Source organism: Nocardia coffeae (genome assembly GCF_019890715.1).
In the GTDB taxonomy this organism is placed as follows: domain Bacteria; phylum Actinomycetota; class Actinomycetes; order Mycobacteriales; family Mycobacteriaceae; genus Nocardia; species Nocardia jiangxiensis.
This window is the reverse complement of the sequence record NZ_JAINZY010000001.1, coordinates 1,921,168-1,946,420: the sequence shown is the minus strand read 5'-3', so window position 1 is coordinate 1,946,420 and position 25,253 is coordinate 1,921,168. Positions and strand designations below refer to the sequence as shown.

Annotated in this window: 24 protein-coding genes and 1 pseudogene; 9 read left to right on the top strand and 16 right to left on the bottom strand. The window is 68.2% G+C overall.

Going from position 1 to position 25,253, the window contains the following annotated elements:
* Positions 1-487: 487 nt before the first annotated feature.
* A pseudogene (locus K7711_RS08555) lies at positions 488-1,693 on the top strand (permease); the annotation flags it as partial.
* Positions 1,694-2,044: 351 nt separating this feature from the next.
* Here the strand turns inward: K7711_RS08555 and K7711_RS08550 are convergent.
* Both K7711_RS08550 and K7711_RS47435 read right to left on the bottom strand, forming a co-directional pair.
* Positions 2,045-2,737, bottom strand: a complete 693-nt coding sequence (locus tag K7711_RS08550; RefSeq protein ID WP_222966314.1) for a TIGR04282 family arsenosugar biosynthesis glycosyltransferase — start codon at positions 2,735-2,737, stop codon at positions 2,045-2,047.
* Positions 2,734-3,399, bottom strand: a complete 666-nt coding sequence (locus tag K7711_RS47435) for a glycosyltransferase family 2 protein (protein WP_308014554.1) — start codon at positions 3,397-3,399, stop codon at positions 2,734-2,736. The genes K7711_RS08550 and K7711_RS47435 overlap by 4 nt, the downstream gene beginning before the upstream one ends.
* A gap of 126 nt (positions 3,400-3,525) precedes the next feature.
* On the opposite strand from K7711_RS47435, the gene K7711_RS47430 reads away from it, so the two are divergent.
* The 3 genes from K7711_RS47430 to K7711_RS08530 are packed head-to-tail and all read left to right on the top strand — an operon-like array spanning position 3,526 to position 6,780.
* Positions 3,526-5,034, top strand: a complete 1,509-nt coding sequence (locus K7711_RS47430; RefSeq protein ID WP_308014553.1) for a hypothetical protein — start codon at positions 3,526-3,528, stop codon at positions 5,032-5,034.
* Between the two features lie 4 nt (positions 5,035-5,038).
* Positions 5,039-5,734: a response regulator transcription factor gene (locus K7711_RS08535; protein WP_222966312.1), complete on the top strand. Its 696-nt coding sequence runs from the start codon at positions 5,039-5,041 to the stop codon at positions 5,732-5,734.
* Positions 5,734-6,780 (top strand): sensor histidine kinase, encoded by a 1,047-nt coding sequence (locus K7711_RS08530; protein ID WP_222966311.1) that lies wholly within the window; start codon positions 5,734-5,736, stop codon positions 6,778-6,780. Before K7711_RS08535 ends, K7711_RS08530 begins: the two co-directional genes overlap by 1 nt.
* 103 nt (positions 6,781-6,883) lie before the next feature.
* Here the strand turns inward: K7711_RS08530 and K7711_RS08525 are convergent, their stop codons facing one another.
* The 4 genes from K7711_RS08525 to K7711_RS08510 form a co-directional block, all read right to left on the bottom strand.
* Entirely contained in the window at positions 6,884-7,945 is a 1,062-nt protein-coding gene (locus tag K7711_RS08525; RefSeq protein WP_222966310.1) for an NAD-dependent epimerase/dehydratase family protein, read from the bottom strand.
* A 128-nt stretch (positions 7,946-8,073) separates the two neighbouring features.
* Positions 8,074-9,663, bottom strand: a complete 1,590-nt coding sequence (locus K7711_RS08520) for a multicopper oxidase family protein (RefSeq protein ID WP_235746610.1) — start codon at positions 9,661-9,663, stop codon at positions 8,074-8,076.
* Positions 9,660-10,052 (bottom strand): hypothetical protein, encoded by a 393-nt coding sequence (locus tag K7711_RS08515; RefSeq protein WP_222966308.1) that lies wholly within the window; start codon positions 10,050-10,052, stop codon positions 9,660-9,662. The genes K7711_RS08520 and K7711_RS08515 overlap by 4 nt, the downstream gene beginning before the upstream one ends.
* Positions 10,049-10,216, bottom strand: coding sequence for a hypothetical protein (locus tag K7711_RS08510; RefSeq protein WP_222966306.1), 168 nt, complete (start codon positions 10,214-10,216; stop codon positions 10,049-10,051). Before K7711_RS08510 ends, K7711_RS08515 begins: the two co-directional genes overlap by 4 nt.
* 88 nt (positions 10,217-10,304) lie before the next feature.
* On the opposite strand from K7711_RS08510, the gene K7711_RS08505 reads away from it, so the two are divergent.
* A complete protein-coding gene (locus K7711_RS08505; protein WP_308014552.1) occupies positions 10,305-10,826 on the top strand; it encodes a MarR family winged helix-turn-helix transcriptional regulator in 522 nt (173 codons plus the stop codon).
* On the opposite strand, the gene K7711_RS08500 is transcribed toward K7711_RS08505, so the two are convergent.
* From K7711_RS08500 to K7711_RS08485, 4 genes are all read right to left on the bottom strand, one after another.
* Complete coding sequence (locus K7711_RS08500) at positions 10,823-11,224, bottom strand: PaaI family thioesterase (protein WP_222966302.1); 402 nt, start codon at positions 11,222-11,224, stop codon at positions 10,823-10,825. The two genes, K7711_RS08505 and K7711_RS08500, sit on opposite strands and share 4 nt — an antisense overlap.
* Before the next feature lie 79 nt (positions 11,225-11,303).
* On the bottom strand, positions 11,304-12,407 hold the full coding sequence (gene galK, locus K7711_RS08495; RefSeq protein ID WP_222966300.1) for a galactokinase: 1,104 nt from the start codon (positions 12,405-12,407) through the stop codon (positions 11,304-11,306).
* Positions 12,404-13,498 carry a galactose-1-phosphate uridylyltransferase gene (galT, locus tag K7711_RS08490; RefSeq protein WP_222966298.1) on the bottom strand — a complete coding sequence of 365 codons (1,095 nt, stop codon included), beginning with the start codon at positions 13,496-13,498 and terminating at the stop codon, positions 12,404-12,406. The genes galK and galT overlap by 4 nt, the downstream gene beginning before the upstream one ends.
* Positions 13,499-13,666: 168 nt before the next feature.
* Complete coding sequence (locus tag K7711_RS08485) at positions 13,667-14,038, bottom strand: Rv1352/Rv1906c domain-containing protein (RefSeq protein WP_245567972.1); 372 nt, start codon at positions 14,036-14,038, stop codon at positions 13,667-13,669.
* Here K7711_RS08485 and K7711_RS08480 point away from each other — a divergent pair.
* The 3 genes from K7711_RS08480 (at position 14,022) to K7711_RS08470 (ending at position 16,288) form a co-directional block, all read left to right on the top strand.
* Entirely contained in the window at positions 14,022-14,294 is a 273-nt protein-coding gene (locus K7711_RS08480) for a hypothetical protein (protein WP_222966915.1), read from the top strand. The genes K7711_RS08485 and K7711_RS08480 overlap by 17 nt on opposite strands.
* 12 nt (positions 14,295-14,306) lie before the next feature.
* Positions 14,307-14,759 carry a QcrA and Rieske domain-containing protein gene (locus tag K7711_RS08475; RefSeq protein WP_222966296.1) on the top strand — a complete coding sequence of 151 codons (453 nt, stop codon included), beginning with the start codon at positions 14,307-14,309 and terminating at the stop codon, positions 14,757-14,759.
* 197 nt (positions 14,760-14,956) lie between these two features.
* Positions 14,957-16,288, top strand: coding sequence for an N-acetylmuramoyl-L-alanine amidase (locus tag K7711_RS08470; RefSeq protein ID WP_308014550.1), 1,332 nt, complete (start codon positions 14,957-14,959; stop codon positions 16,286-16,288).
* A gap of 71 nt (positions 16,289-16,359) precedes the next feature.
* On the opposite strand, the gene atzF is transcribed toward K7711_RS08470, so the two are convergent.
* The 5 genes from atzF to K7711_RS08445 all read right to left on the bottom strand — a co-directional run bounded on the left by atzF (position 16,360) and on the right by K7711_RS08445 (position 23,329).
* Positions 16,360-18,075, bottom strand: coding sequence for an allophanate hydrolase (gene atzF, locus K7711_RS08465; RefSeq protein WP_308014592.1), 1,716 nt, complete (start codon positions 18,073-18,075; stop codon positions 16,360-16,362).
* Positions 18,050-20,011: a 5-oxoprolinase/urea amidolyase family protein gene (locus K7711_RS08460; RefSeq protein WP_308014591.1), complete on the bottom strand. Its 1,962-nt coding sequence runs from the start codon at positions 20,009-20,011 to the stop codon at positions 18,050-18,052. Before K7711_RS08460 ends, atzF begins: the two co-directional genes overlap by 26 nt.
* 277 nt (positions 20,012-20,288) lie before the next feature.
* Positions 20,289-20,906 (bottom strand): urea amidolyase associated protein UAAP2, encoded by a 618-nt coding sequence (locus K7711_RS08455; RefSeq protein ID WP_222966292.1) that lies wholly within the window; start codon positions 20,904-20,906, stop codon positions 20,289-20,291.
* Between the two features lie 52 nt (positions 20,907-20,958).
* Entirely contained in the window at positions 20,959-21,696 is a 738-nt protein-coding gene (locus K7711_RS08450) for a DUF1989 domain-containing protein (protein ID WP_222966291.1), read from the bottom strand.
* Positions 21,697-21,823: 127 nt separating this feature from the next.
* On the bottom strand, positions 21,824-23,329 hold the full coding sequence (locus K7711_RS08445) for an amino acid permease (RefSeq protein WP_222966289.1): 1,506 nt from the start codon (positions 23,327-23,329) through the stop codon (positions 21,824-21,826).
* Positions 23,330-23,518: 189 nt separating this feature from the next.
* Between K7711_RS08445 and K7711_RS08440 the strand changes: the two genes are divergently transcribed.
* Positions 23,519-24,238 (top strand): TetR/AcrR family transcriptional regulator, encoded by a 720-nt coding sequence (locus tag K7711_RS08440; RefSeq protein ID WP_372460110.1) that lies wholly within the window; start codon positions 23,519-23,521, stop codon positions 24,236-24,238.
* Here K7711_RS08440 and K7711_RS08435 read toward each other — a convergent pair.
* The gene (locus K7711_RS08435; protein WP_222966287.1) at positions 24,185-25,237 is read right to left on the bottom strand and encodes a CobW family GTP-binding protein; all 1,053 of its coding nucleotides are present in this window, start codon (positions 25,235-25,237) and stop codon (positions 24,185-24,187) included. The genes K7711_RS08440 and K7711_RS08435 overlap by 54 nt on opposite strands.
* Positions 25,238-25,253: the final 16 nt, after the last annotated feature.

Below are 25,253 nucleotides of genomic sequence, written 5' to 3'. Positions count from 1 at the left end.
CCCGCACGCGGGCGGCGAGCCGCGTCGCACACGGGGGTCTCGGTGTCCGGCGGTCGGCGGAACGAGGAGTGCGGCATGGTGTGCACTGGGATGAGGTGTAAGCGCCTCGCTAATCTCGAGGCGATGTGTCCGCGGTGGGGGAACCAGGGGAGGGCATCTTTGTTTGCTGGAATGCGGTGAATCCGCACAGCAAACCTGGAGTCGGTTGGCGGCCCCGGAGATCGAAGCCGCCGACTTGGCAACCCGGTGCTGTCGCACGCGCGGGGTCCGGGTGAACAGGGGCGGGGTGTGCGTGACCGATGCCGTGTCTACCGGGCTTGACCGGTGGGCTCCGCATCGGTGCGCTTCGGGGTGTGTTGCGTGCGCATCCGCGGGCATGGTGTGAACAGATCCAGTTGCGCTGGTCGGGGTGGCGTGCGGCTGTTGACCATATACCCATGGGGGGTATAGGTTTCTGTGCGGAGCGCGGCGCGTCCGTGCCGCGCCCATGGCGGAGGCGAGGTGGCTGATGCATGCGATAGGGCACGCGCTGGCGTTGACCGGGTCGATGACCTGGGAGATTCTGTGGGCGCTGATTCTCGGGTTCGCTCTGTCGGCCGTGGTGCAGGCGGTGGTGCGCAAATCCACGATCGTGCGGTTGCTCGGTGACGATCGGCCGCGCACGCTGGCCGTCGCGTCGGTGTTGGGTGCGGCTTCGTCCTCGTGTTCGTACGCGGCGGTCGCGCTGGCGCGGTCGCTGTTCCGCAAGGGGGCGAACTTCACCGCGGCGATGGCGTTCGAGATCGGGTCGACCAATCTCGTCGTCGAACTCGGCATCATCCTGGCGTTGCTGCTGGGGTGGCAGTTCACCGCGGCCGAATTCATCGGCGGGCCGATCATGATCGTGCTGGTGGCGGTGCTGTTCCGGCTGTTCGTGCGGTCCCGGCTGGTGGAGGCGGCGCGGGCACAGTCCGAGCGCGGGCTGGCCGGATCGATGGAAGGCCATGCGGCCATGGACATGTCGGTCGCGGGCACCGGCTCGTTCGCGCGGCGGCTGCTGTCCCCGCGCGGGCTGACCTCGGTATCGCACGTCTTCGTGATGGAGTGGGCCGCGATCCTGCGCGATCTGATCATCGGACTGCTGATCGCCGGTGCGATCGGCGCGTGGGTGCCGGATACCTTCTGGCAGCACTTCTTCCTGAGCGATCATCCACTGTTGTCGGCGATCTGGGGACCGATCGTGGGGCCGCTGGTCGCGATCGCCTCGTTCGTCTGCTCGATCGGCAACGTGCCGCTGGCCGCGGTGCTGTGGAACGGCGGCATCAGCTTCGGCGGCGTGACCGCGTTCATCTTCGCCGACCTGCTGATCCTGCCGATCCTGAACATCTACCGCAAGTACTACGGCACCCGCATGATGCTGACCGTGCTGGGCGTGTTCTACGTCGCCATGGTCGGCGCCGGATATCTGGTCGAAATCCTCTTCGGCGCAACGGGACTCGTGCCCGGACAACGCAATGCGATGGTCATGGAAGAGGGCATCCGCTGGAACTACACCACCTGGCTGAACATCGTATTCCTGTTGCTCGCAGCGGTTCTGCTGATCCGTTTCGTCCGCACCGGCGGAATTCCCATGCTGCGCATGATGGGCGGGTCACCCGATGCCCAACATGACCACTCGGCCTCCGGTCACGGTGGGCACGCCGATCATGGCGGACAGGTCGATCACGAGGCTGATCATGGTGGGCATATTGATCACCCCGGGCACGCCGATGACGCCGGGAATGCCGAGGACGCCGCGCATCCTGATGATGGTGGGCATACCGGTCACCGTGTGCACACCGATTACGCCGGCGGGCAAGCGGATCATGGTGGAAAGGCCGGTGGCGGTGGGCATGCTGGTCACACGGGTACGTGAATCAATACCCGGGTAGTGAGCCCGCTGATGGAGCCGAAGGCGACAGGGGCCGGTCGGGATAGGCTCGATCTCGCCGGAAAGCCGTGGCGGGGGCGATTCGAGCGGGTTGGGGGAGCAACTCGGCTCGTTGCGCTTGGCTCGGATCTGATGTCATGCGGGTGCGTGGTGACGTAACTGTTCGACGGTTCGGGAGAAGTGGCCGCGATGTTCTTCGGCTACGGCGAGGGCGTCGGCGGCGGTGTCGACGTCGGTGAGGATGGGGAGGCGGCGGATTCGGCATCCGCAGCGGCTCAAGGCTTCTCGGGTCAGTTCGCCGGTTCGGTCGGTCGACATGGGGACTTCGGCGAGGGTTCGGGCCGGGCGAGGGTCGGTCAGGCCCAGGGCCCACCAGCCGCCGTCGGAGGCGGGGCCCAGGACGGTGTCTCCGCATTCGAGCAGGAGCGTCGCCGACACCGCGAGCAGCGCGGGGCCCGCCTGGGGGGTGTCCATACCGATCTGGAGTACCGGCAGGCCCAGTCGGGAGGCATCGGCGTGCGCGTTGGCCAGACGTTGGCCGAAGGTGGCGCCACGCTGTGGAATGAGGTCGAATTCGCGCAGAGCCGTGGACAATTCGCCGGACAGTTCGGCTCGGGCGAGATCACCGGTCCAGGCGACCATGCGGTGCCGCACGCCGCTGTGCCGCACGGCCCGGAGCGTGTCCAGAAGTGCGGCGGCGGCGATCTGCGCCGCTTCTCGCGGTGAGAAGTCCGGTGTGAGACGGGTTTTCGCGAACCCGGCGATGGGCGCCTTGGCGATCACCAGCAGTGTGGCGGGGATGCCCTGCGATGCGGCGGAGGTGGTCATCGCACGCTCCAGAAGTCCGCGACGGCGCGCACGGTGCCGCGGACCGAACCCGACACCTTGGATACGCCATGGGTTCTCGGTCGATAACTGATATCGCGCTCGACGATCCGCCAGCCCGCTCCGCTCGCGCGGATCAGCAGTGCCAGTGGATATCCCGAGCGCGGATGCAGCGGACCCAATGCCAGCAGGCGGTCGCGACGGGCCACCCGCATGGCGGCGATGTCGTGCACCGGCAGCCCGTGCCGTCGCCGGAGCAGTCCGGCGATCAGCAGATTGCCCAGCCGGGCATGCCAGGGCCACGCCCCCGCCTGCACCGGCCGACGGCGTCCCACCACCATATCCACGTCGGCATCGAATTCACCCAGCAGACAAGGTAATTCGGCCGCATCCATGGATCCGTCGCCGTCGAGCACCGCGACCAACGCGGTATCGGCCGCGTGTACGCCCGCGTTGACCGCCGAACCGTATCCGGGCACGGGCTCGCTGACGACATTCGCGCCACCGGCCCGCGCCACCGCGGCGGTGTCATCGGTGGAGGCGTTGTCGACCACGATCACCCGGTACCCGTCCGGTACGGCCGCCAGCACACCGGGTAGCGCCCCGGCCTCGTTGTGGCACGGGATGACGACGGTGACGTCTCGCGCGCTGAGTGCATCGCTCACATCTGGCACCGTAGGCCCCTGACCACTGATTTCGTCCCAAGGAACCGGTGACGAAAGTGTGACGGGACCCGGCCGGGGCGGTGATGTGCCCGAGTTCGGTGGGTGGCGCGGCCTAGGGTGAACGGCGTGCAGCAGGTTATCTCCGCCCAGGTCCGGCGTGTCTCGGGCGTGCGCGCCGACGTCGCCTGTGCCCTGGTGGCCGCGGCGCTGGTGGTCGTGGCCTTCGCCGTGCCGCAGATCCGCGGGCAGCAGTGGACGCAGCATCTGTACGCCGCCGCCGCGCCGATCTTCGGGATCTGGGGGCCGCACATCGGCTGGGGGACCGGCCCGGCGATCCTCATCGCGGTTCTGGTCGTCATGACCGGGCCCGGACTCGCTCGCCGGTTGCCGTGGCGGCCGATGTTGCTGCTGGCCTGGGTGACCTCGATCGCGTGGATCTTCTCGCTGGCCATGATCGACGGCTGGCGGACCGGCTTCGCCGGGCGGCTGGCACGGCACGAGGAATACCTGTACGAGGCCGGGCGGGTCACCGACATCGGCGGCATGTTGCGCGGATTCTCGGGCCGCATACTGGATTTCCAGCCCGACTCGTGGGCCACCCACGTCTCGGGGCATCCGGCCGGTGCCCTGCTGACCTTCGTGCTGATGGACCGGATCGGTCTGCGCGGCGGGGCGTGGGCGGCCTGGCTGGTGGTGCTGGCCGGGGCCGGTGCGGTCGTGGCGGTGGCGGTAACTCTGCGTGCGCTGGGTGCGCGGGATCGGGCCAGGGCCGCGGTGCCCTATCTGGTCCTCGCGCCCGCCGCGGTGTGGCTCGGGGTTTCGGCCGACGCGCTGTTCGCCGGGGTGACCGCGTGGGCGGTGGCCCTGCTGGCGATCGCGACCCGTCGCGGCCCGGGGTGGCCGGGTATCGCGCTGGCATCCGGTCTGCTGTTCGGCTACGGGTTGTTCCTGAACTACGGTCTGACGCTCATGGTGATCCCGGCCGCCGCGGTCCTGTGCGCGCGAGGGTTGCGCGCCGCCATGCCCGCGGTCGTCACGCTGCTGGGCGTCGCGCTGGTCGTGGTGGCTTTCGCCGCCGCAGGATTCTGGTGGCTCGACGGCTATCACCTTGTGGTGCAACGCTATTACCAGGGCATCGCCTCCGAACGTCCGTACTCCTACTGGATCTGGGGCAACCTCGCCGCCACCGTCTGCGCCGTCGGGTTGGCCGGTGCAGCGGCCCTGCATCGCGTGGCGCGTGGCGTGCCGGCCGGGTTCGCTCCGTCCCCGAGCGATGACGTGCGGGCATCGCGCCGGGTGCAGGACGAGCAGAACCCAGTGCGCGGCGGACCATCGGGTCGCGAGGCGTCGATGGACCGCAGCGGCAGGACACGGCGCGCGTGGGCCGAACGCCTGGTCGGATGGCGAGAAAGTGTGGACCCCGCGGCGCTGCTGGCCGCGGCGGGAGTGGTGGCCATCGTGGCCGCCGATCTGAGTGGGCTGAGCAAGGCCGAGACCGAGCGGATCTGGTTGCCGTTCGATATGTGGGTGCTCGCCGGGACGGCGCTGCTGCCGCAGCGTAGCGCCCGGATCTGGCTGGCACTGCAGGCCGTTGCGGCGCTGGCCCTCAACCATCTGCTGATGACGAACTGGTGATTCGATGCGCATTCTGGTGGCCGATGACGATGCCGTGGTCCGCGAGGTGGTACGCCGCTACCTCGAACGGGACGGATTCACGGTGGTGGAGACAGCCGACGGTCCGGCGACCGCGGAAGTGCTGGCGCGCAACGAGATCGCGCTGGCCATCCTGGACGTGATGATGCCGCCGCCGGACGGTATCGAGCTGTGCCGGTCGGTGCGCGCCGGACCGCATTCGGACACGCCGATCATTCTGCTGACCGCGCTCGGCGAGGAGGAGGATCGCGTTCTGGGGCTGCAGTCCGGCGCGGACGACTACATCGTGAAGCCGTTCAGCCCCAGGGAATTGACCTTGCGGGTGGCCTCGGTGCTGCGGCGCGCCCAGCGGGCCCCGGCCCCGGCCGAACAGCCCGCGTTGCGCAGCGGTGCGGTCGAGTTGCGGCCGGATTCGCAGGCGGTGCTGGTCGAGGGCCGCCGGGTGGATCTGACCGCCCGCGAATTCGATCTGCTGGCCTTCCTGCTCGCTCATCCGCAGCAGGTGTTCGGGCGGGCGGACCTGCTCGAACATGTGTGGGGCTGGAGCTTCGGCGATCAGTCCACCGTCACCGTGCACATCAAACGTCTGCGTGCGAAACTCGGTGCCGCACATCGCATCGAGACCGTCTGGGGACGTGGTTACGCCTGGGGCCGCCCCGGGGACGAGGACGGAGAGCACTGATGCCCACCGATATTCTCGGGCTGATCGGGTACGCCCTGGCCGGATCGCTCCCGGTGACCGCGCTGGGTGCGCTCGCCATGCGCCTGACCCACAATCGCAGCCTCACCAGCAGCATGGTTCTGCTGGTGCTGATTCCGACGCTGGCCACCCTGGTCGGCGTCGTCGCGGTCAGCGGGATGATGTTCACCGACGAACTGCGCCGCATCCTGGTGGTGCTGGCCGTGGTCACCATCGTCGCGGTGCCCGCGGCCGTCGTACTGGGCCGGGCGCAGGCCCGAAAGACGGTGTGGGAGAGGCAGATGCGTGAACAGGAACGCGCCGCCGAACGTTCCCGGCGAGAACTGGTCGCCTGGGTCAGCCACGATCTGCGCACCCCGCTGGCCGGTATCCGGGCCATGGGCGAAGCGCTGGTCGACGGCGTCATCGACCGGCCCGAAACCGTCGAACGCTATGCGAATCGCATTGTCCTGGAGACGAATCGGCTCTCGACCATGGTGGACGACCTGTTCGAGATGTCGAAGATCAACTCCGGCGCCCTGCGGCTGCAACTCGAACCGGTGGATCTGCGCGAACTCGTCGACGAGGTCGCCGCGGCCAATCAGCCCACCGCCGAACGCGCCGGAGTGAGTCTCACCGCGCACCAACCGGATTCGGCGATCATGGTGACCGCCAGCGATCGCGCGCTGACCCGGGTGCTGACCAATCTGGTGGCCAACGCCATCGAGCACACCCCGCCCGGCGGCCACATCGACATCTGCTCCGGCACTCGCGACGGCCAGGCCTGGACCCATGTCACCGACACCGGTCCCGGTATCGCCCCGGAGGATCTGCCCCGCATCTTCGAGGTCGCCTACCGTGGCACCGCCGCCCGCTCGGCCACCGACATCGGCAGCAACAGCGGTATGGGCCTGGCCATCGCGTCGGGCCTGATCCAGGCCCATCACGGCGAGATCAGCGCCCACAATCAGGAGCTCGGCTGCCGCTTCGAAATCCGCCTGCCCCTGCGCCTTCCCGAGCCTTCGGCGGCCTCCCTCGCCTCGTCGTGACTTCGTGCTATCTGGGTGAACATCTGTGTCCACATCCCGACGCCCGGATCGGATGGACCTTTCCGCCGCCGCAGTGCTGAGTGTGCCGCGGCGGCAGGACTTTTCAGCGCCACTCCGGCGCACCCGCGGCAGAGACCGGGCGCAACGGGGCGGTGGCGAATTCGGTGAGCCCGTCGGCGGGGGAGATCGTGGCGGTGAAATCCAGTAGGGCTCGCGCTCTTTCGGGGCTGGCGACGATGTGACGGACATCCCCGGGGCGATATTCACCCGTGACGGCAGGGGGTTTGCCGTCGTGGGCGCGGGCGAGCAGATCGGCGACCTCGCGGATGCTGATGGGGGTGCCGGAGGCGATGTTCAGCGGAACGAAGCCGGGGAGCGGGTGGTGCAGGGCGGCGAGGTTGGCGGCGGCGATATCGCGGACGTGTACGAAATCGCGCATCTGCGCGCCGTCCTCGAAGACGCGCGGTGACTCGCCCGCCTCGAGTGCCGAGCGGAAGATCGCCGCCACCCCGGAATACGGTGTATCCCTGGGCATATCGTCGCCGTAGACGTTGTGGTATCGCAGGGCGGTCACCGTGCCGCCGGTCGCCGCGGCCCACGCGCTCGCGTAATTCTCCTGCGCCACTTTGCTCGCCGCGTACAGGCTGCGCGGGCACAGCGGGCTGTCCTCGTCGATCACGCTCCAGCGCAACGGTTCTCCGGTCCGCGGATCGAGGTGGTCGAATCGGCCGCGATCCAGATCGGCGCGCTGACGTGGCGCCGGAATCGCCGCTGTCCCCTCGGCGGTGCGATAGCGCCCTTCGCCGTAGACGACCATCGAGGAGGCCAGCACCAGCTGCCGCACCCCGGTCTCGGCCATCGCGGCCAGCAGGACCGCGGTGCCGAGATCGTTGTGACTGGCATAGGCCGGTGCGTCGGCGGCGCTGACCCCCGCGCCCACCACGGCGGCCTGATGACACACCGCATCGATGTCGCGCAGCAGTGCGGTCACCGCCTCGGGGTCGCGCACGTCGATCCGGTGCACCCCATCCGGCGGGGCCGCGTCGACGCCGTGCGCGGCCGCCAGCATGAGATCGGCGGCGATCACCTCGTCGCCCGCGGCGGTGAGCGCCTCGCGAATATGGGATCCGATGAAACCGGCCGCGCCGGTGAGCAGCACCCGCATCGCTTCAGGCCGGGTTCGGTCGTGTGGAAGTCATCCACCGATCCTCGCCTCCGCGACGCCGCGCGGGCGCGTGACGACGCCGCTCGTAAGGAATTCGTCACAAGCGCGCCCGAACGGGCCGCACCTGCTCAGCCGGCGGCGGTACCGTCCGAACTGCTTCGCTCGTGCGTGGTGAAGGTGGCCATCATCGCCATGTCCTCGTGCTCGAGATTGTGGCAGTGCAGCACATACCGCCCCGGGTAGTCGGTGAACCGGACGGCGATCTCGGCGAGTTCACTGGCTCCCAGATAGACGGTGTCCTTCCAGCCCGCATCCGTGGCCAGTGGCGGCCCGCCATTGCGGGACAGCACCTGGAACTGCTCGAGGTGCAGGTGGATCGGATGATCCAGATCGGTGGACAGCTGCCAGATCTCCACATCGCCGAGGCGCGGCCGGGCGATCGGTTCGCGCGGATCGTAGGGTTGTCCGTTGATCAGCCAGCCGCTCATCGAGCCGGAATCCCCACGGCGGAAATCGAATCGGCGCGTGGTGACGGCCGCTCGCCGGTCCAGTGGCGTGATCTCGTTCAGACGATCGGGCACCGTCGAGGTGTCCGCGATGCGCTCGGTGACCTCGAAACGCATGACGCGCGTGGTGATTCCGTCGCCGAGATCGTTGTGAATCGTCACCCGGTCACCGACCGCGCAGCCGGACAGATCCAGGATCGCCTCGTATCGTTCGCCGGGTGCGATCGTCAGCGCGTCCACTCGCTGTGGACGGTCCAGCAGGCCGCCGTCGGAGCCGATCTGCACGAAATGCCCGTCACCGCGTGGCATTTCGACTCGCAGTCGATAGACGCGGGCATTGGATCCGTTGATCAGGCGCAGCCTGTACCGGGCGGTGCCCACCCGGTGCACCGGCCACGGCACACCGTTCACCAGAATCACATCACCCAGCACGCCGCGGCCGAATTTCCCGGTCACTCCGGGCGTGTGCACGGCCGTGGGGTCCATCGCCGGATAAAGGAATGCCCCGGTCGCGTCGAAGGCTCGGTCGGTGATCAGCAACGGCAGATCCCGCTCGCCCGAGGGCAGTCCGAGTCGCTGCTCGGCCTCGTCGACGACCAGGTGGACCCCGGCCAGCCCGCGCCAGACCGACGGCCCGGTGAAATCCATCCGATGGTCGTGATACCAGAGCGTCGCGGCGGGCTGTCCGGCCGGATAGATGTAGTCGCGCTCACCGATCATGGTGTGCGCCAGCGGATCCGAGGTCATCATGTGGTCATGTGCGCTCGTCGCGTCGACCGGTAGCAGCAGATCGGTCGGATATCCGTCCGACGACTCGGGCACATGCCCGCCGTGCAGGTGGACCACCACCGGAACGGGCAACTCGTTGCGATGCGAGACCACCGTGCGGCGATTGCGCGAGGACACCAGCAGCGGTCCCGGAAATATGCCCTGGTATCCCCAGATCGGCGTCGAATAACCGGGCAGGATAACGACATTCGCGCGCCGCTGGACGATCCGATGGTAATCGGTGGTCGCATCGCGGCGGATCGGGGCGAGTGCTCGCGGTACTCGCAGTGGCAACGTGAACGGTTCGGGCAACCGGGCCGAACTGGTCAGATGCAGCCGGTCGCCTGGGGAGTCGGCGGACAATTGCCAGGCCCCGGCCGCGCCGGCGACGCCGACCGCCGCCGCGATGCGGAACAGGGAGCGGCGCGACAGCACAGGATTCATCGCGCCGCGACCTCGGCCTCGATCGTGGGTTTCGTCCACACCCGGACCAGCACCGCGGCCAGACCCGCGACGAGTGCGACGCCCAGCGGGACGTGTACGGCCAGGATCTCCCGATGTCCCAGCCCGATCTCGACTCCGGTACCGACGGTCATCGCCGCGCACTGGAGCACGCTGCGTCCCGTGGTCTGTCCGAATCGCCATGCCGCGGCGAAACACAGTGTCATGAGCAGCATTCCGGCCGCCATGATCGGACCGTTGAGCGAATGCGCGTCCAGCCCGTCGTAACTTCCGGCCATCAGACGTCCGGCGAACATGGCCTGAGCGAGGCCGTCCAGGGTGACCAGGGTCGCGATCGTACGGAGCAGCCGCTGCCACGCCCGCGGTGTCACCCCTGCCGCCGTGCGCTGAAAAGCCAAGCGGGAATGGGCGTTCGGGCCTCGGAGCCGGGCTGTCCGATATCCCATCCGGCGGACCGGACATCGGTTCCGTCGGCGGATTGGGTCCGGTAGAAGGCGCCGAAGTATTCGGCCGGGTTGGTGGACGGTGTCGTCACGATGATCCCCTTGATAGTTCAGATTTCCGAACAGTTCAGAATTCTGAACTTGTATGCTGGGTGCTGTCAAGAGGGACCGGGAGGCGTAGTGGAAGAGGCATCGGCCGACGGCGCGGATGTGACATCGACTGTGAGTGCGGAACAACGGCGTCGGCTGACGATGCTCGTGCCGATGGTCTCCGCCTACCTTCGGCGCGCCCGGAACGATATGCCGCCGGTGATCCGGAAGGTGTTCGAGCAGGCGGGACTGGGTGCGCGGCACGGCGCGGTACTGGGTTTCGTGGTGTCCTCGGGGCCGGCGAGTGTGAGTGAGGTGGCCCGGCAACTGGGACTCGGGCTCACCAATGCCAGCCAGCTCAGCGGGGAACTCACTCGCGCGGGACTGCTACAGCGGCGCAACGATCCATCCGATCATCGCCGCACACTGCTCTCGGCCGCGCCGGAATACCGCGCGGCCTTCGAGGAATTTCTCGCGCGGCGCAGTGCGGGGCTGTTCCGCGCGATGGGTCGGCTCACGCCCGAGGAGCAGCACGGCTTCCTCGCCGGACTGCAGGCGTGGGTGGACGAGATCGAGGGGGATCAGGGTGGTGCGGCGGAGCGCAGAGCTTAGAGAACGGCCTGGGTCTGGGTGGTCTTGCCGACGAGTTTGCCTGCGTCGTCGTGGATTTCGGTCTCCACGACGATGAAGCGACGTCCGGCGTGCAGCGGTCGCGCGGTCGCCGACGCGTAGCCCGAGCGGATCGCGCGCAGGAAGTTCGTCTTCGATTCCACCGTCGTCGTGCCCTGCGCGCCCTCGGGCAGATTCAGGAACGCGGACACCGCCGCGGTGGCGTCCGCCAGCGACATCAGCACACCGCCGTGCAGCGCTCCGCCCAGCGTGCACAGATCCTCCTGCCACGCCAGGCGGCTGCGCACGAGTTCGGGCCCGTGTTCGAGCACCTCGACACCGAGCTTCTCGGTGAACGGCATGGTCGTGTGGAACAGCTTGGTTCCCTCGGTATCGATCATGCGGTGAGCTTGCCGCACCCTCGGCCGCGCGTCGATGACCTCGGAGGTAATGGCCGAGCGTCATCGCCCGGCCGGATCCTCACGACTCCCGGCGCGCACCGGCGGACGGCACCGCGACGAAGGTGCGCGGCTGCGCGAAATCCTCCTTGCGGAAACGGGTTTCGATACCGGCCACGGTCGCGTCGAGCCGGTCGGTGTCGACCAGGGCGATGATGCTGCCGCCGAATCCGCCGCCGACCATGCGCGCGCCGTGCGCACCTGCTGCCAGCGCCGCGTCGACCGCGACGTCCAGTTGCGGGGTGGAGATCTCGAAATCGTCCCGCAGCGAGGCGTGCCCGGCGGTCAGGATCGGCCCGATCTCACGCGGGTCGCGGCCACTGTGCAGCATCCGCGTCACCTCGAGCACCCGGGCGTTCTCCGAGACGATGTGGCGCGCGCGTCGCCGCGGCGCGTCCGCGGTGATCCGCTCGACCTCGGCGATATCGGTGATCTCGCGCAGTGAGCGCACCCCGAGCGCGGCCGCGGCCTCCTCACATTCGCGGCGGCGCTGGGCGTATCCGCCACCGGCGTGCTGATGCGGTGTGTTGGTGTCCGCGACCAGTAGCGCCAGACCGGCCGCGGCCAGGTCGAAGGGCACCTGGGCGTGTTCGCCTCGACCGAAGTCCAGGAACAACGCGTGCCCGGCCGTGCACAGCACCGACGCGGACTGGTCGAGGGTGCCGGTGGCCGCGCCGACGTACGAGTTCTCCGCGGCCCGGCCGATATCGATCAGCTCGGCATCGGAGATCGGCAGGTCGAACAGATCGCGCAGCGCGACCGCCACTGCGCACTCCACCGCCGCCGAGGAGGACAGACCCGCGCCGACCGGCACCGCGCCGTCGAGTTCGAGCCGGACGCCCGGAATCGGGTATCCGCGCCGGACGTACTCGTGCACGACGCCGAGCGGATAACGCGCCCAGCCCTGCACCGTCGAATCCGCGAGCCCGGCGATCGGCTCGTCGATCACCTCGCCGGGATGTTGATGCGACGAAACCCGCACCTGCGCATCGGATTCGGCCTCCGCGGTACACCGCACCACATGCGGCAGCGCGATCGGCAGCGCATAGCCCTCGTTGTAATCGGTGTGCTCGCCGATGATGTTGACCCGCCCGGGGGCGACCCAGACGCCCTGCGCTCCACTCACGATGCGGCGACCTCCCGCAGTTCGGCCGCGACGGTCTCGGGAGTGGTGTCGCTGATGAAGACGTTCATACCGGACTCGGATCCGGCCAGGTACTTCAGCTTGCCCGCGGCGCGGCGGATCGAGAACAGCTGCATGTTCAGCCACCAATCATCGCGGGGCACACCGGATTTCGGTGTCGGTGCCTGATTCCAGGCGGCGATGTACGGCATCGGGGTGTCGAAGCGACGGGCGAAGCGGCCCAGGACGTCCAGATACAGTTCGGCGAACGCGTCGCGCTGGGCGTCATCGAGATCGGGGATGTCGGCGACCCGGCGGTGCGGATACAACTGCACCTCGTACGGCCACCGGGCGAACGGCGGGACGAAGGCGGTCCACTCCTCGTTGGCCGCGACCACCCGCAGTCCGGCGGCGCGCTCGGCGTCGAGCAGATCACCGAACAGGTTGCCGCCGTGAGCTTTCCGATACTCGGCGACGTTGGCGGAAATCTTCGCCACGCGCGGGGTGACGAACGGGTAGGCGTAGATCTGCCCGTGCGGATGCGAGAGCGTGACCCCGATCTCCTCGCCGTGATTCTCGAAGCAGAACACCTGGCCGACGCCGTCCAGTTCGGCCAGTTCGGCCGTGCGATGAGCCCAGACGTCGACCACCATGCGCGCGCGTTTCGGATCCAGCCGATCGAAGGAGGAGTCGTGAACGCTGGTGAAGCACACCACTTCACAACGTCCGTAGCCCTCGCGCAGCGCGGTGAGCGGCGAACCTTCCACGGCATCCGGCCATTCGGTGTGGTCGGTGGACAGCGAGGGGAAGCGATTCTCGAAAACCGCTATCTCGTAGTCGGATTCGGGAATCTCGGTGGCGCGCTCCGGAGTCGACGGGCACAGCGGGCACATATCGGCCGGGGGCAGGAAGGTGCGGGTCTGCCGGTGCGAGGCCAGGACCACCCATTCACCGAGCAGTGGATCGAATCGGGTCTGCGAATGGGTGGTGGTGTGCGGCAGGTCGCGGGTGTCGGTGGCGGTGCGGTCCACCGGGGTCCGGTCGAAGTAGAGAATCTCGCGGTCGTCGGCGAGCCGACGACGTGTGGTGATCACCGGCCGGCTCGCTGCGGTGCGCACATCTGGTCAGGTACGAGCGCCATGCCAACCTCCGATCGGGACACGTGAGAGTCGGTCCGGACAGTACACGGGGAAGTTGTGAGCGCTCACATCAGGGCCGCACGAGAACGCTCGGCGATGTGCCGGAACGTTCTCGCGACAGGCTCAGTATTCGCTGCCGAACAAGCCACCCGGACCGTAGGAGCCGGTGCTGGGCGGGGTGGGAGCCATCACCCAGCCGCCGCAGCCGGTCGCCTTGAACGCGACGTCGGTCGACTTGATCATCACCCGGACCGGAGTCTGGTGGGTGAGGTCGCTGGCGATGATGTACTGATTCGGATCGCCGTGATCTTTCGGGCCGGGAATCTTCCACAGCCGCTCCCAGAAGCATGCGTGCACCGGATCGGTCGATCCGGCCGCCTGGTAGATGCCGGGAGTGATGTCCACGCCGACGCGGTAGAGCCCGTCGCCGGGCATGGACTTCGCCGGAGCGGCGGCGGCCGTCCCCGAGGCGAGCAGTGTGGCCGTCGAAGCCACGGCCCCGGCGATCGCAAGCGTGCTGGCACGCACGGTGGTCCTCCTCGAACTTATCTGTGCCGCCGAGAACTCGGACGGCGGCGGGAGTTCCCCGCACCTTTCCCGGGGTGTTTATCAGAATCGCGAGGGCGAATTGATCGAATCGGTGAAATTTGTGGTGTTGCACCACGATGCGCCCGTATCGTTCGGCTCGATCGATCTTGCCCCGAACACCGATGGGGTGATGCGGATCGCGCTGGTACGCGCGCCCCGGTGAGGAGAACAGCCCATGTCTCAGAACGATCAGGTCACCAACCCGCTCGACCGTCGCACGGCCCTGGCCGGGGCCGGTGTGGCCGCGGCGGCGCTCACCCTGGCCGCGGCCTGCAGTTCGGACGATTCGTCCTCGTCCTCATCGGGGACGACCTCGGCGGCCGCCGCCGGCACCACGGGCGCTCAGGCGACCGCTCCGCTGACCAGTACTTCGGATGTTCCCGTGGGCGGCGGGGTGATCGTCGGCGACACCGTCGTCACCCAGCCGACCGCGGGCAACTTCTCCGGTTTCTCCACAACCTGCACTCATGCCGGTTGCAAGGTCAACAAGGTCGAAAACGCGTTGATCGAATGTCCCTGTCACGGAAGTACATTCCATCTCGACGGGACCGTCGCGCATGGTCCCGCGACCCGTCCGCTGGATTCGCATCCGGTGAAGGTGCAGGACGGCAATATCGTGCGCGCTTGAGGCGAGAGCGCCGCGAATTTCGGATGCGGAAATGTTGCGGATCGCTGTGAAAGGGGGGCGGAAGGCGACATCGGGTGGGATTGTGGCTATGCTCACCCGTAACAACCGCAACAGCAGTAACAGCTAGGGCGGTCCATCGCCCGGCTGTGCTCATTGGCACCGCGAGACCGGTACCAGCACCGGATTTGGAGGGCGTTGTGTTCTCTCGCCAGCTGTTCTACCGCAAACCGAAAATCGTTCGGGCAGGTCTGTGCCTTGTCGTCACGACCGCTGCCACCTGTGCGGGACTCGCGCCGACAGCCTCGGCCGCCCCGGCCGCGCCCGCGCAGCCCCCGTCCAATCTGTCGACCAAACTCGCAGGTAAGACGGTATTCCTCGATCCAGGCCATCAGGGATCCGGGCAGAATCTCGATCGCCCGGTCAACAACGGCTACGGCGGCACCAAGGCGTGTCAGACCACCGGAATGACGGCCTTGGACGGCACACCTGAGCACACCATCAACTGGAAGGTTGCCAACCTAGTCAAACAGTCGCTCGAGGTGCTGGGGGCTCGGGTGGTGTTGAGCCGTCAGGACGACACCGGATGGGGCGGCTGTGTGGACGAGCGGGCCGCCGCGGCCAATCGTTCCGGTGCGAATGTCGCGGTCAGCATTCACGCTGACAGCGCACCCGCGCAGGAGCACGGATTCCACCTGATCGTCCCGAAACTGCCCGTCCCGGATCTCAGGGCCGCGCAGGTGCAGGCCACGGCCGGAATGGCGGCCAGCAAATCGGTGCGTGACGCCTACAAGCGGGCCGGGTTCACCGCGGCCGGCTATGCCGGGGCTGTCGACGGTATGCAGACCCGTTCCGATATCGCGGGGCCCGCATTGACCGAGGTGCCCAATGTGTTCATCGAAATGGGCAACGGCGCCAACAAGAACGACGCGGCGCAGCTGGTTTCCAACGAGGGCCAGATCAAGCACGCGATCGCCATCACGACCGGGCTGGTGACCTATCTGCTCGGGGCCGCGTCCACCGGGTCGGCCGACAGCCCGGCCGCCTCCCCGATTCCGCAGCCGAACGCGGCTCCGGCCGGGAACGACGGCAGCGCTCCGCAGAACGCCGCCCCGGCAGTGAATTCCACGCCCGAGACCACGACACCCGCTGCGCCGCAACAGGGTACGCCCAACGCCTACACCCCGGGCGCCGCGCAGCCGCAGTCCGCGCCCGGAACCACGCCGCAGTATCAGACCGCGCCCGGGACGACGCAGTACCAGTCCGCGCCGGGCACCACGACGCAGAATCAGACCACGCCGCAGGCGGGGACCACCCCGGGCACCCAGGCACAGCCCGGTGCACCCAAGTCCGTCGATCCGAATTCGGCGGCGAGCATGCTGGTCACCTCGGCCATCCAGTTGCTCGCACCTTTGGCCACTTCACTGGGCCTGGGTGATGTGGCGAATTCGGAACTGGTCAACCTCGCCTACACCTTGGTGTCGACGCTGATCGGCGCCGCGGGTAATGCGGTGGCGACCGCCACCAAGTAAGCCTCGCTCCGCTCGCGCCCTGCCGCATGTCATATGCGGCAGGGCGCGCTGCTTCGTGCGACAACAACTTCTCAGCCGACCGCCCCCGCGGCGAGTGCGGCCTTCCAGCCGCCGTATTCGCTGATGTCCTTGCCTGCCGAGGCGGCAGCGCCGTCACAGCCGAAGGCGGTGTGCCAGGTCCCGTCGTCCAGTTCGACCGCGCCCAGTTGCATGGGGGCGGGCAGTTGCGCGAGGAAACGGCCCAGAGCGGCAGGGGAGAGCATCCAGCGTTCCCCGGCTACGGTGACTCCGGCGATATCGTCCGGCTGCCGGGTGACGGCCGGTTTCGGCGGCTCGGTGTCCAGAACGGCCAGCCGATATCGCGGCGCGGTACGCACCGGGCCCATCCACCGTGCTCCCAGGCCGGTGAGTTGATGCGCCAGCGGCTGATCTCGCAGGTGCGCGCCGAAGACGATCAGCTCGTGCGCGGGGGCGGCGCGCAGCGGCCAGGTCGTCTCCAGTTGGGGTCGGGATTCGTTGTCTCCCTCGGAAATTCGGGCGGCGATGTCGAGGGCGACCGCATCTTCGAAGGGTCTGGCGAGCACGGTGACGCCGAACTGTGCTTCGCCCGCGGTCCCGGCCGGAATCGCGACCGCGCACAGGTCGAACAGATTGCAGAAATTCGTGTAGACCCCGACCCGGGAGTTCACGCCGATCGGGTCGGCGGTCACCTCCGCGATCGTCGGCTGTCCGGGGGCGGTCGGGGTCAGCAGCACGTCCGCGCCGTCGAGGGTCGCCAGTGCGCGAGCGCGAAGGGCCTCCAGCGCAGCCAGATCCGAGACGAGCCGGTGGGCCGGTATGTCGCGGGCCGCGCGGATGATCGACCCGACCGTGGGGTCGACCGCATCGGGTCGTGCATCGACGAATTCGCCTACTGCGGCGTATCTTTCGGCGACCAACGCGCCGTCGTACAGCAGCCGTGCCGCTGCCAGGAACGGTTCGGGATCTACCGTGACGATTCGTGCGCCCGACTCCCGCAATCTCGCGACTGTCCGATCGAAGGCGCTGTGCCACAACGGATCCAGATCGGGCAGTGCGTCGAATATCGCCACGACCGGTTCCGGCGGTGCGGCGAACCGCACATCGGCGGGCCAGCTGCGGGCGCCCGCGTCCGCGGCGAGAACGCCCATGGCCCGGTTCGCCAGGTGCGCGTTCGCGGCGAAGATCGTCACGCAATCGTAGGAGCGGCAGGCCGGGACGACGCCCTCGGTCGACACCACCCCGACGGTCGGTTTGATACCGACGATGCCCTGGAACGCCGCGGGCACCCGGCCGGAACCGGCGGTGTCGGTGCCGATCGCGATGTCCGCCACGCCGCTCGCCACCGCGATCGCGGAACCGGAACTCGAACCACCCGAGACGAATTCGGGCCGTCGCAGGTCCCGCACCACGCCGTAGGGCGACCGGGTGCCGACCAGGCCGGTCGCGAACTGATCCAGATTCGTCTTGCCCACCACTACCGCTCCGGCCGCACGCAAGGCCGCGACCGCCGGTGCGTCCTGCTCGGGGGCGTAGGCGAACTGCGGACAGCCCGCGGTCGTGGGCATTTCGGCGACATCGACGTTGTCCTTCACGGCCAGCCGCAGCCCGGCCAGTTCGCCTCGGGCGTTTGCGAGCTGCGCGGCGATCGAATCGTCCGGTGGCCGATGAATCCACACGGTCATGGTCTGGTCTCCTCGGTGCGTGCAGGTGGTGGTTCGTGTGGATCGCGGGGCGGTCCGCTCATGCTGTGGAATCGGCGAGTTCACCTGCCGCACGCCAGGATTGGCGTTCAGCGGCGAAAGCTTCCTGCTGCCGGGTGCGGAACTGTTCGATCGAGGTGGCGTTGGCCGTGAGGAAGCGACGGTGGTCCGCGAGCCGGAATTCGCCGTCCTGTGCCCGCAGCTCACCGCGACCGGCGGCGAATTCCGCACGCATGTCCAGTAATTCGTCGGCCTCGACGGGGTACCACCGGATGCGATCGAAATACCGCAGCAGCCAGGGGGATTCGTCGTCGGCGGTGTGATGCCGCCATACCTGGGTGGTTCGCCCGACGAACTGGTAGCCGCCCGGACCTTCCATACCGTAGATGCACAGATATGCGCCGCCGATGCCGACCGCGTTCTGCGGGGTCCAGGTGCGTGCCGGATTGTATTTCGTGGTGACGAGCCGGTGCCGGGGATCGGTCGGAGTGGCCACGGGCGCGCCGAGGTAGACGTCACCGAGGCCCAGCACCAGATATTCGGCGGCGAAGACGGTGTCGAAAACCTCATCGACGGAGGACAATCCGTTCATTCTGCGGATGAACTCGATATTCCACGGGCACCACGGCGCGTCCGCGCGCACGCCGTGCATGTACCGGGTGATCGCCTCCCGGGTGGCCGGATCGTCCCAGGACAGCGGCAGATGCACGGTCCGGCTGGGCACCACGAGTTCGTCGGCGGGCGGCAGTAGCGACTCCGCTTCGCGCAGCAGCGTGAGCAGTTTCGCGGTCGGGAGACGTTCCGGATCGAAGCGAACCTGTAGTGAGCGCACGCCCGGCGTCAGTTCGCTGATGCCCGGTTCGCCGCGCTCGCGCAGATGTTCGTACAGCGCGTGCACGCGCGCCCGCAATTCGAGATCCAGTGTCATATCGCCGTATTCGACGAGTATCCCGTCCTCGCCCGCTCGGCGGTAGGTGACCGTGGTGGTGTCGTCGGCGTCGGCGCAGGCCAGGATGCCGTCGTCGCCGTCTCCGGCGGTGGAGCGGACGAACGGCCAGCCCGCGCGTCGGGCGGGACCCAGGCTGCGTGGTGAGGCGGCGCGATCGGCTCGCACCGGGACGAATCGAACGGTATCGCCCGGGGCGAGCTGACCGAGCTTCCATCGATCCGCGGCGGTCACCGTGACCGGGCAGACGAATCCACCGAGGCTCGGTCCGTCCGGCCCGAGCAGGATCGGTGTATCGCCGGTGAAGTCCAGTGCACCAACCGAATACGCGGTGTCGTGAATGTTGGAGGGATGCAATCCGGCCTCGCCGCCGTCGGTGCGCGCCCACTGCGGCTTGGGGCCGATGAGTCGCACGCCGGTGCGATCGGAGTTGAAATGTACCTCGTAGTCGGAGCCGACGATGGTGTCGATGTCCTCGCGCGTGAAGAACTCCGGCGCACCGTGCGGCCCCTCGGTGACGGCCAGTTCCCAGCGTTGCGAGAGCATCGGGCGATCGTCCGCGGGCACGCCGGAGGTGATCGTGCCGGTGGCCGGGCCGAGCGGCAGCCGGTCTCCGGACCGCAGTGCCGCCCCGGTGCTTCCGCCGAATCCACCGAGAGTGAATGTCGCTGTGCTGCCGAGGTATTCGGGAATGTCGAGTCCGCCCGCGAACAGGATGTAACTCCGCATGCCGGGCCCGGAGACCGGACCCACATCCAGCACGCCGCCCGCCGGAACCCGGATCGTGCGCCACTGTGGCGCCGGTGCCCCGTCCACGGTCACCGTCGCGGGCGCGCCCGTCACGCAAACCAGTGCGGATCGCTCGAATCGCAGTGCCGGACCGCCCAGCGTGCATTCGAGTCCCGCCGCGCCCTCGGCATTGCCGAGCGCCCGGTTGCCCAGCCGGAACGACAGATCGTCCATCGGCCCCGACGGTGGTACACCGACATGCCAGAATCCCACTCGTCCCGGCCAGTCCTGCACTGTCGTGAGCATTCCCGGGCGCAGTACCTCGATATCGGAAGGCGTCGTCGATTCGTGCGTCGACGACGCGGCGATGTCTCCCGGCGTGCTCACCGTCGGAACATCGCCATTCGCCGTTTGCGCATCGCGCGGTGGTACGCCAGGTGAGGTGGGCGCGAGACTGTCTCTCGCGGTGCGGAATTCGGTGTCGCCGTTGACGGCCGTGGATGGGCGTCCGGTCGGCGCGAGGGGTGGCGCGGTGTCGGTCATTTCTCGTACCTCCTGAGCGAATGCGACCGTGCTGCGGTGGATTCGGGACGTCGCGCCTGACTCAGTGCGAGACGACCATCCGTACGGGGGTGGGATCGAATCCGTTGCAGGGGTTGTTGATCTGCGGGCAGTTCGAGATCAGGACGAGCGTGTCGATCTCGGCGCGCAGCGACAGACTCTTGCCGGGGGCCGATCGGCCGTCGACGATCCCCAGCGTGCCGTCGGCCTCCACCGGGACGTTCATGAACCAGTTGATGTTCGACACCAGATCCCGTTTGCCCAGACCCCATTTCATGCCTTCGGCCAGGAAATTCTCGACGCAGGCGTGCTGGTGGCGGGTGTGGTGGCCGTAACGCAGCGTATTGGACTCCTGCGAGCAGGCCCCGGCGACGGTGTCGTGATTGCCGACCTCGTCGGCGATCACCGTCATCAGGGCGGTGCCGGTGTCGGTGCGCAGGACACTGCCGGTGGTGAGGAAGATGTTGCGCTGTGCGGTGATCGTGGCCTGGGCGCTGTAGCGGTCGGCGTGGTCGGCGGCCGAGTACAGCAGACAGTCGACGGCCTGATTGCCGTGCAGGTCGATGATGTCCAGCCGGGCTCCGGCGGGGACGACGGCCGACCAGGGACTGCGGGCGGGCACGGTCTGATCGAGTGTCACGGTGTGCGCCGATGTGGTCATATTCGAAATCCGTTCCGGGATAGGGGCTTGCGGTCGATGTGGGCCGGAGCGTTCACGCGTGCGCGGCGTGCCAGGCCAGTTCGGTGTTCTCGACGGCCCGTCGATATTCCGGTTCGTCGCCGGGGACGCGCGCGAGATCCTCCGGTGCGTGCCACGCGATGACGTCCAGTTCGGTGACCGGGGTCGGGTCGAGGGGATGTTCGGCGTCGGCGATCAGCAGTGTGACGGGCAGGTGCGTGATCAGGTCGACCGCGCGACCGGCTCCCGCGCCGCCGGTCGGCGCGAGTTCGCCGTCCGGCTCGACCCGCACACCGCGGAACAGCGATACCGTCGGGCCGATATCGCGCGGGCTCAGCCCGTGTTTCGCGGCGGCGAGCAGCAGCGCCCGGCGCGCGACGGGCCCCGGACCGCACAGCGCGTCGTGCCGCTGTGACGAATCGGCCAGAATCGTGGCCAGGATGCGTCCCTGATCCGAGAGCAGCGGATGCCCGGTTCCCAGGTACGCCTGCCACGGCACCTTCACGGTATCCGCGACATTGAGCCGCTCCCAAGGCGATTCGGCGCGCAGCAGCATGATGTGCGCGCACGCCGCGCCCGCGGGATCGGACAGCCGGATCCGGGTGCCGCGGTCCAGCACGATATTCGCGTATCCGCCCGCCGGAATCCGTTGGGTGAAGCAGATGTTCGCGGGATCGACGTCCGGAGGCAGCGCCGGTCCGATGACGTGCGCGTCCACCGCCTGTGAACGAGCGTGCGCGCGTGCCTCGGTCGTGGATGCGGTGCTGGTCATGGTTTGTCCTTTCGATGGCGTGCGGCGGTTACGGCTCGGTCGATCGCGGCGGCGATCAGCAGAGCCAGAGCCGGGCGGCCCAGCAGTCCCGGCTGTGCGGCGGCGGGGCCGGCACCGGCTCGGCGGATCATGCGGGTTGCACTGCGGGCGCGGAGGTCCGGTCCGGCACGGCGGCGAGTCGGTGCACCACCACTCCGACGGCGATGGTCAGCAGCACGAACAGCGGTGCGGCCCAGAGCATCCACCAGCTGCCGCCGTTGGGCGTGTAGACCGCGGGGCGGGGCCAGGCCAGATTCACCGCCATCGCGATGCCCCACAGCACGGCGAGCAGGTTCACCGGAATTCCCCAGCGCCCCAGGGAGAACAGGCCGTCGGGCTGCTGCGCGGTGCCGCGCAGCCGCTGGAGCAGCAGCGGTACGGTCACCAGCAGGTAGGCGAGGTACAGCATGACGATGCAGACGCTGGCCAGGGTCGCGAAGATCGCCGCGTTGCCGAGGTTGAGCACCAGCAGCGCGACGGCGAGCGCGCCGATCACCACCGACGGCAGCACCGGGGTGCCGAAGCGGGGATGCACCGTCGCCAGCCGCCGGGCGAACGGCAGCCGCCCGTCGCGGGCCATCGAGAACATCAGGCGCGACCCGGCCGTCTGAATCGCCAAGGTGCACACCGAGATCGCGATGGCCACGCAGCACAGCAGCACCTTGCCCGCCGGGCTGTCCAGGGTCGCGGAGATGACGTACGCCAGGCCGTCGGTCGACAGCTTGCCGTCGGTCAGACTCGGTGCGGCCATGAGCGCGCCGAGCAGCATGAGCCCGCCACCCAGCGCCGAGACCGCCAGCGCGGTCAGAATCGTGCGCGGCGCGACCCGGCGCGGATTGCGCGTCTCCTCGGAAAGTTCGCCGGCGGAATCGAATCCGACCATCACATACGCGGCCATCAGCCCGGACACCAGGAAGGCGGCCCAGTATCCGCCCGGTGCGGCGGTGCTGTGCTCCACGACGACGTGCGGTCCGCGATGGGTGTGCGTGAGGAACAGTGCGATCGTGGCCAGGACCCCGACGATCTCGACCGTCACGCCGATGGTGTTGATCCGGGCCATCAGCTCGATGCCGACGACGTTGACCACCGTGGTCAGCACGAGCAGAATGCTGCCCAGCAGAACCGCGTTCGCCGCACCGGATTTCGAGGTCAGCGCGGTGTCGTGGCCGATCAGCTGGAATCCGCTCCAGATCGAGGGCAGTACCACCTGAAGGGCGATCGCCGCAGCGGCGGCGGTGACGATCTGGGCGATGATCATCATCCAGCCCGCGAACCAGCCCACGACCTCACCCGCCAGCCGACGCGACCACTGGTAGATGCAGCCCGAGATCGGGTATCGCGCAGCGAGTTCGGCGAAGTTCAGCGCCACCAGGAACTGTCCGGCGAAAACGATCGGCCAGGTCCAGAAGAAGGCGCCGCCGCCGAATCCGTAACCGAATCCGAAGAATTGGAAGATGGTGGTGAGGATGGAGACGAAGGAGAATCCGGCCGCGAACGAGGCGTAGCGGCCGAGCTTGCGGTGCAGGACGGGCCGGTAGCCGAACGCCTCGAGGTCGGCGCTGTCGGACGGGGGTGCGGGCAGGGTGGTGGCCATGGGCGGGATCCTTCGGCGTCGTGGCCAATATCTATCGACTGATAGTTTTCCGAGTCCGATCGCGCGATCGGTGACGGTGATGTATCCAGTCCGCTACCGTCGGTAACTTTTGTGTTGCCTGAATTTCTGTCAAATGACAGAAATCTCTCCGCCCAGGTGACGGGCCTGCGAGCGGGGTGATGGTCCAGAATGGCAGGTGTGATGCAACCCGGACCCGGCCGCCCCCGCCACGAGGCCCGGCGGCGCCGGGGCACGACCCCGCGCGCGGAAATCCTCGACGCCGCCGCCGAACTGTTCACCACGCGCGGGTACGCGAGCACCTCGACCCGGGCGATCGCCGACGCGGTCGGCATCCGCCAGGCATCGCTGTATCACCATTTCGGCGCCAAGGACGACATCCTCGACGCGCTGCTGTCCGAAACGATCTCCGCGCCATTGGATCTGGTGGCGCTGCTGGATCGCACCGGGGAGCCGCCCGAGGTGCGGTTGTATGCCCTGGCGTGGTTCGACGTGCGTCAGTTGTGCGCGGCGCGCTGGAATCTCGGTGCGCTGTATCTCCTGCCCGAACTGCGTTCGGAGCGTTTCGCGCAATTCCGGCTGCGCCGTGCCGAATTGCGCGGGCGGTACGAGCGTCTGGCCGCCGAGGTGGCCACGGCGTGGGCGGTCGACGCGCACACACTGCCGTTCCGTCTGGTCGAGAGCGTGATCAACATTCGCTCCGATCGGGGTGCTGCACCCGACGAGGCGGATCATCTGATCCCGGACACGGTGCTGCGCATGCTCGGCCGGAACCTCGATCCGGCACCGGTTCGCCTCGCCGCTGCCGATCTGCTGGACCGACTCGCCGAGCCGGGCTCAGAGCTCGGCGTCGCTGAGTTCGCGCGGGACGTGCCGCCAGACGCCGAGTAACGCCTGTTCGTCCAGCGGTTTCGGTGCGTCGTGGACGGTCTCCTGCAGGGCGGCCGTGGCGGCGGTGGTGTCCAGGCCGGATCCGATCAGCACGAGGTCGGTTCGGCGGGATTCGCCGCGCGACCAGGTGGCCGGCTCGAACACGACGTGCCGTCCGACCATGTGCAGCAGGAACTTTCGGCGATCGTCCGCGACGCCGAAGGCGACGAAGCCCTTGGCGCGGAACAATCCGGCCGGTGGATCCTCCAGCAGCGCTACCAGCTTGCGCGGATCGAGATCGGTTGTGCTGGTGAACGATACGCTCTGGTAGTCGTCGTGCAGGTGGTGGTGATCCTCGGCGGTGTGGTCGTGGTCGTGCTCGTCGAGCAGTTCGTCGAAGCTGAGTTGTCCGGCCACGGTGGCGGTGGTCTGTTCGGGCGGATCGAACAGCAGGGTGGGATCGATCCGGCCGTGCGTGGTCGCGTGCACCGGGACTCCGCGCACCATGTCGCCGATCTCGCCCCGCAGTCGTTCGAGGTCCCCGGGCGGCACCCGGTCGGCTTTGTTCACCACGACCAGATCCGCCAGTCGCAGATGAGACGTCAATTCCGGATGCCGGGCGCGACTGTCCGGGAAATGTTCGGCGTCCACGATCTCGATCAACCCGCCGTATCGGATGCGCGGATTGTCGCTGGCGATCACCATGCGGATCAGATTGCGCGGCTCGGCCAGCCCGCTGGCCTCCACGACGATCACATCGACGCGATTGCTCTGGGCCAGGCGGGTGAACATCTCGTCCAGTTCGCCGACGTCCACCGCGCAGCACACGCAACCGTTGCCCAGTGACACCATCGCGTCGACCTGTCCGGCCACCAGCATCGCGTCGATGTTGACCGCGCCGAAATCGTTGACCACCACTCCGATTCGCGCCTGCCGCTGCCGCAGCAGATGGTTCAGCAGTGTCGTCTTTCCGGCTCCGAGAAATCCGGCCACGATCAGTACAGGGATGCGCCGACTCACGCGCCCACCCTACCGA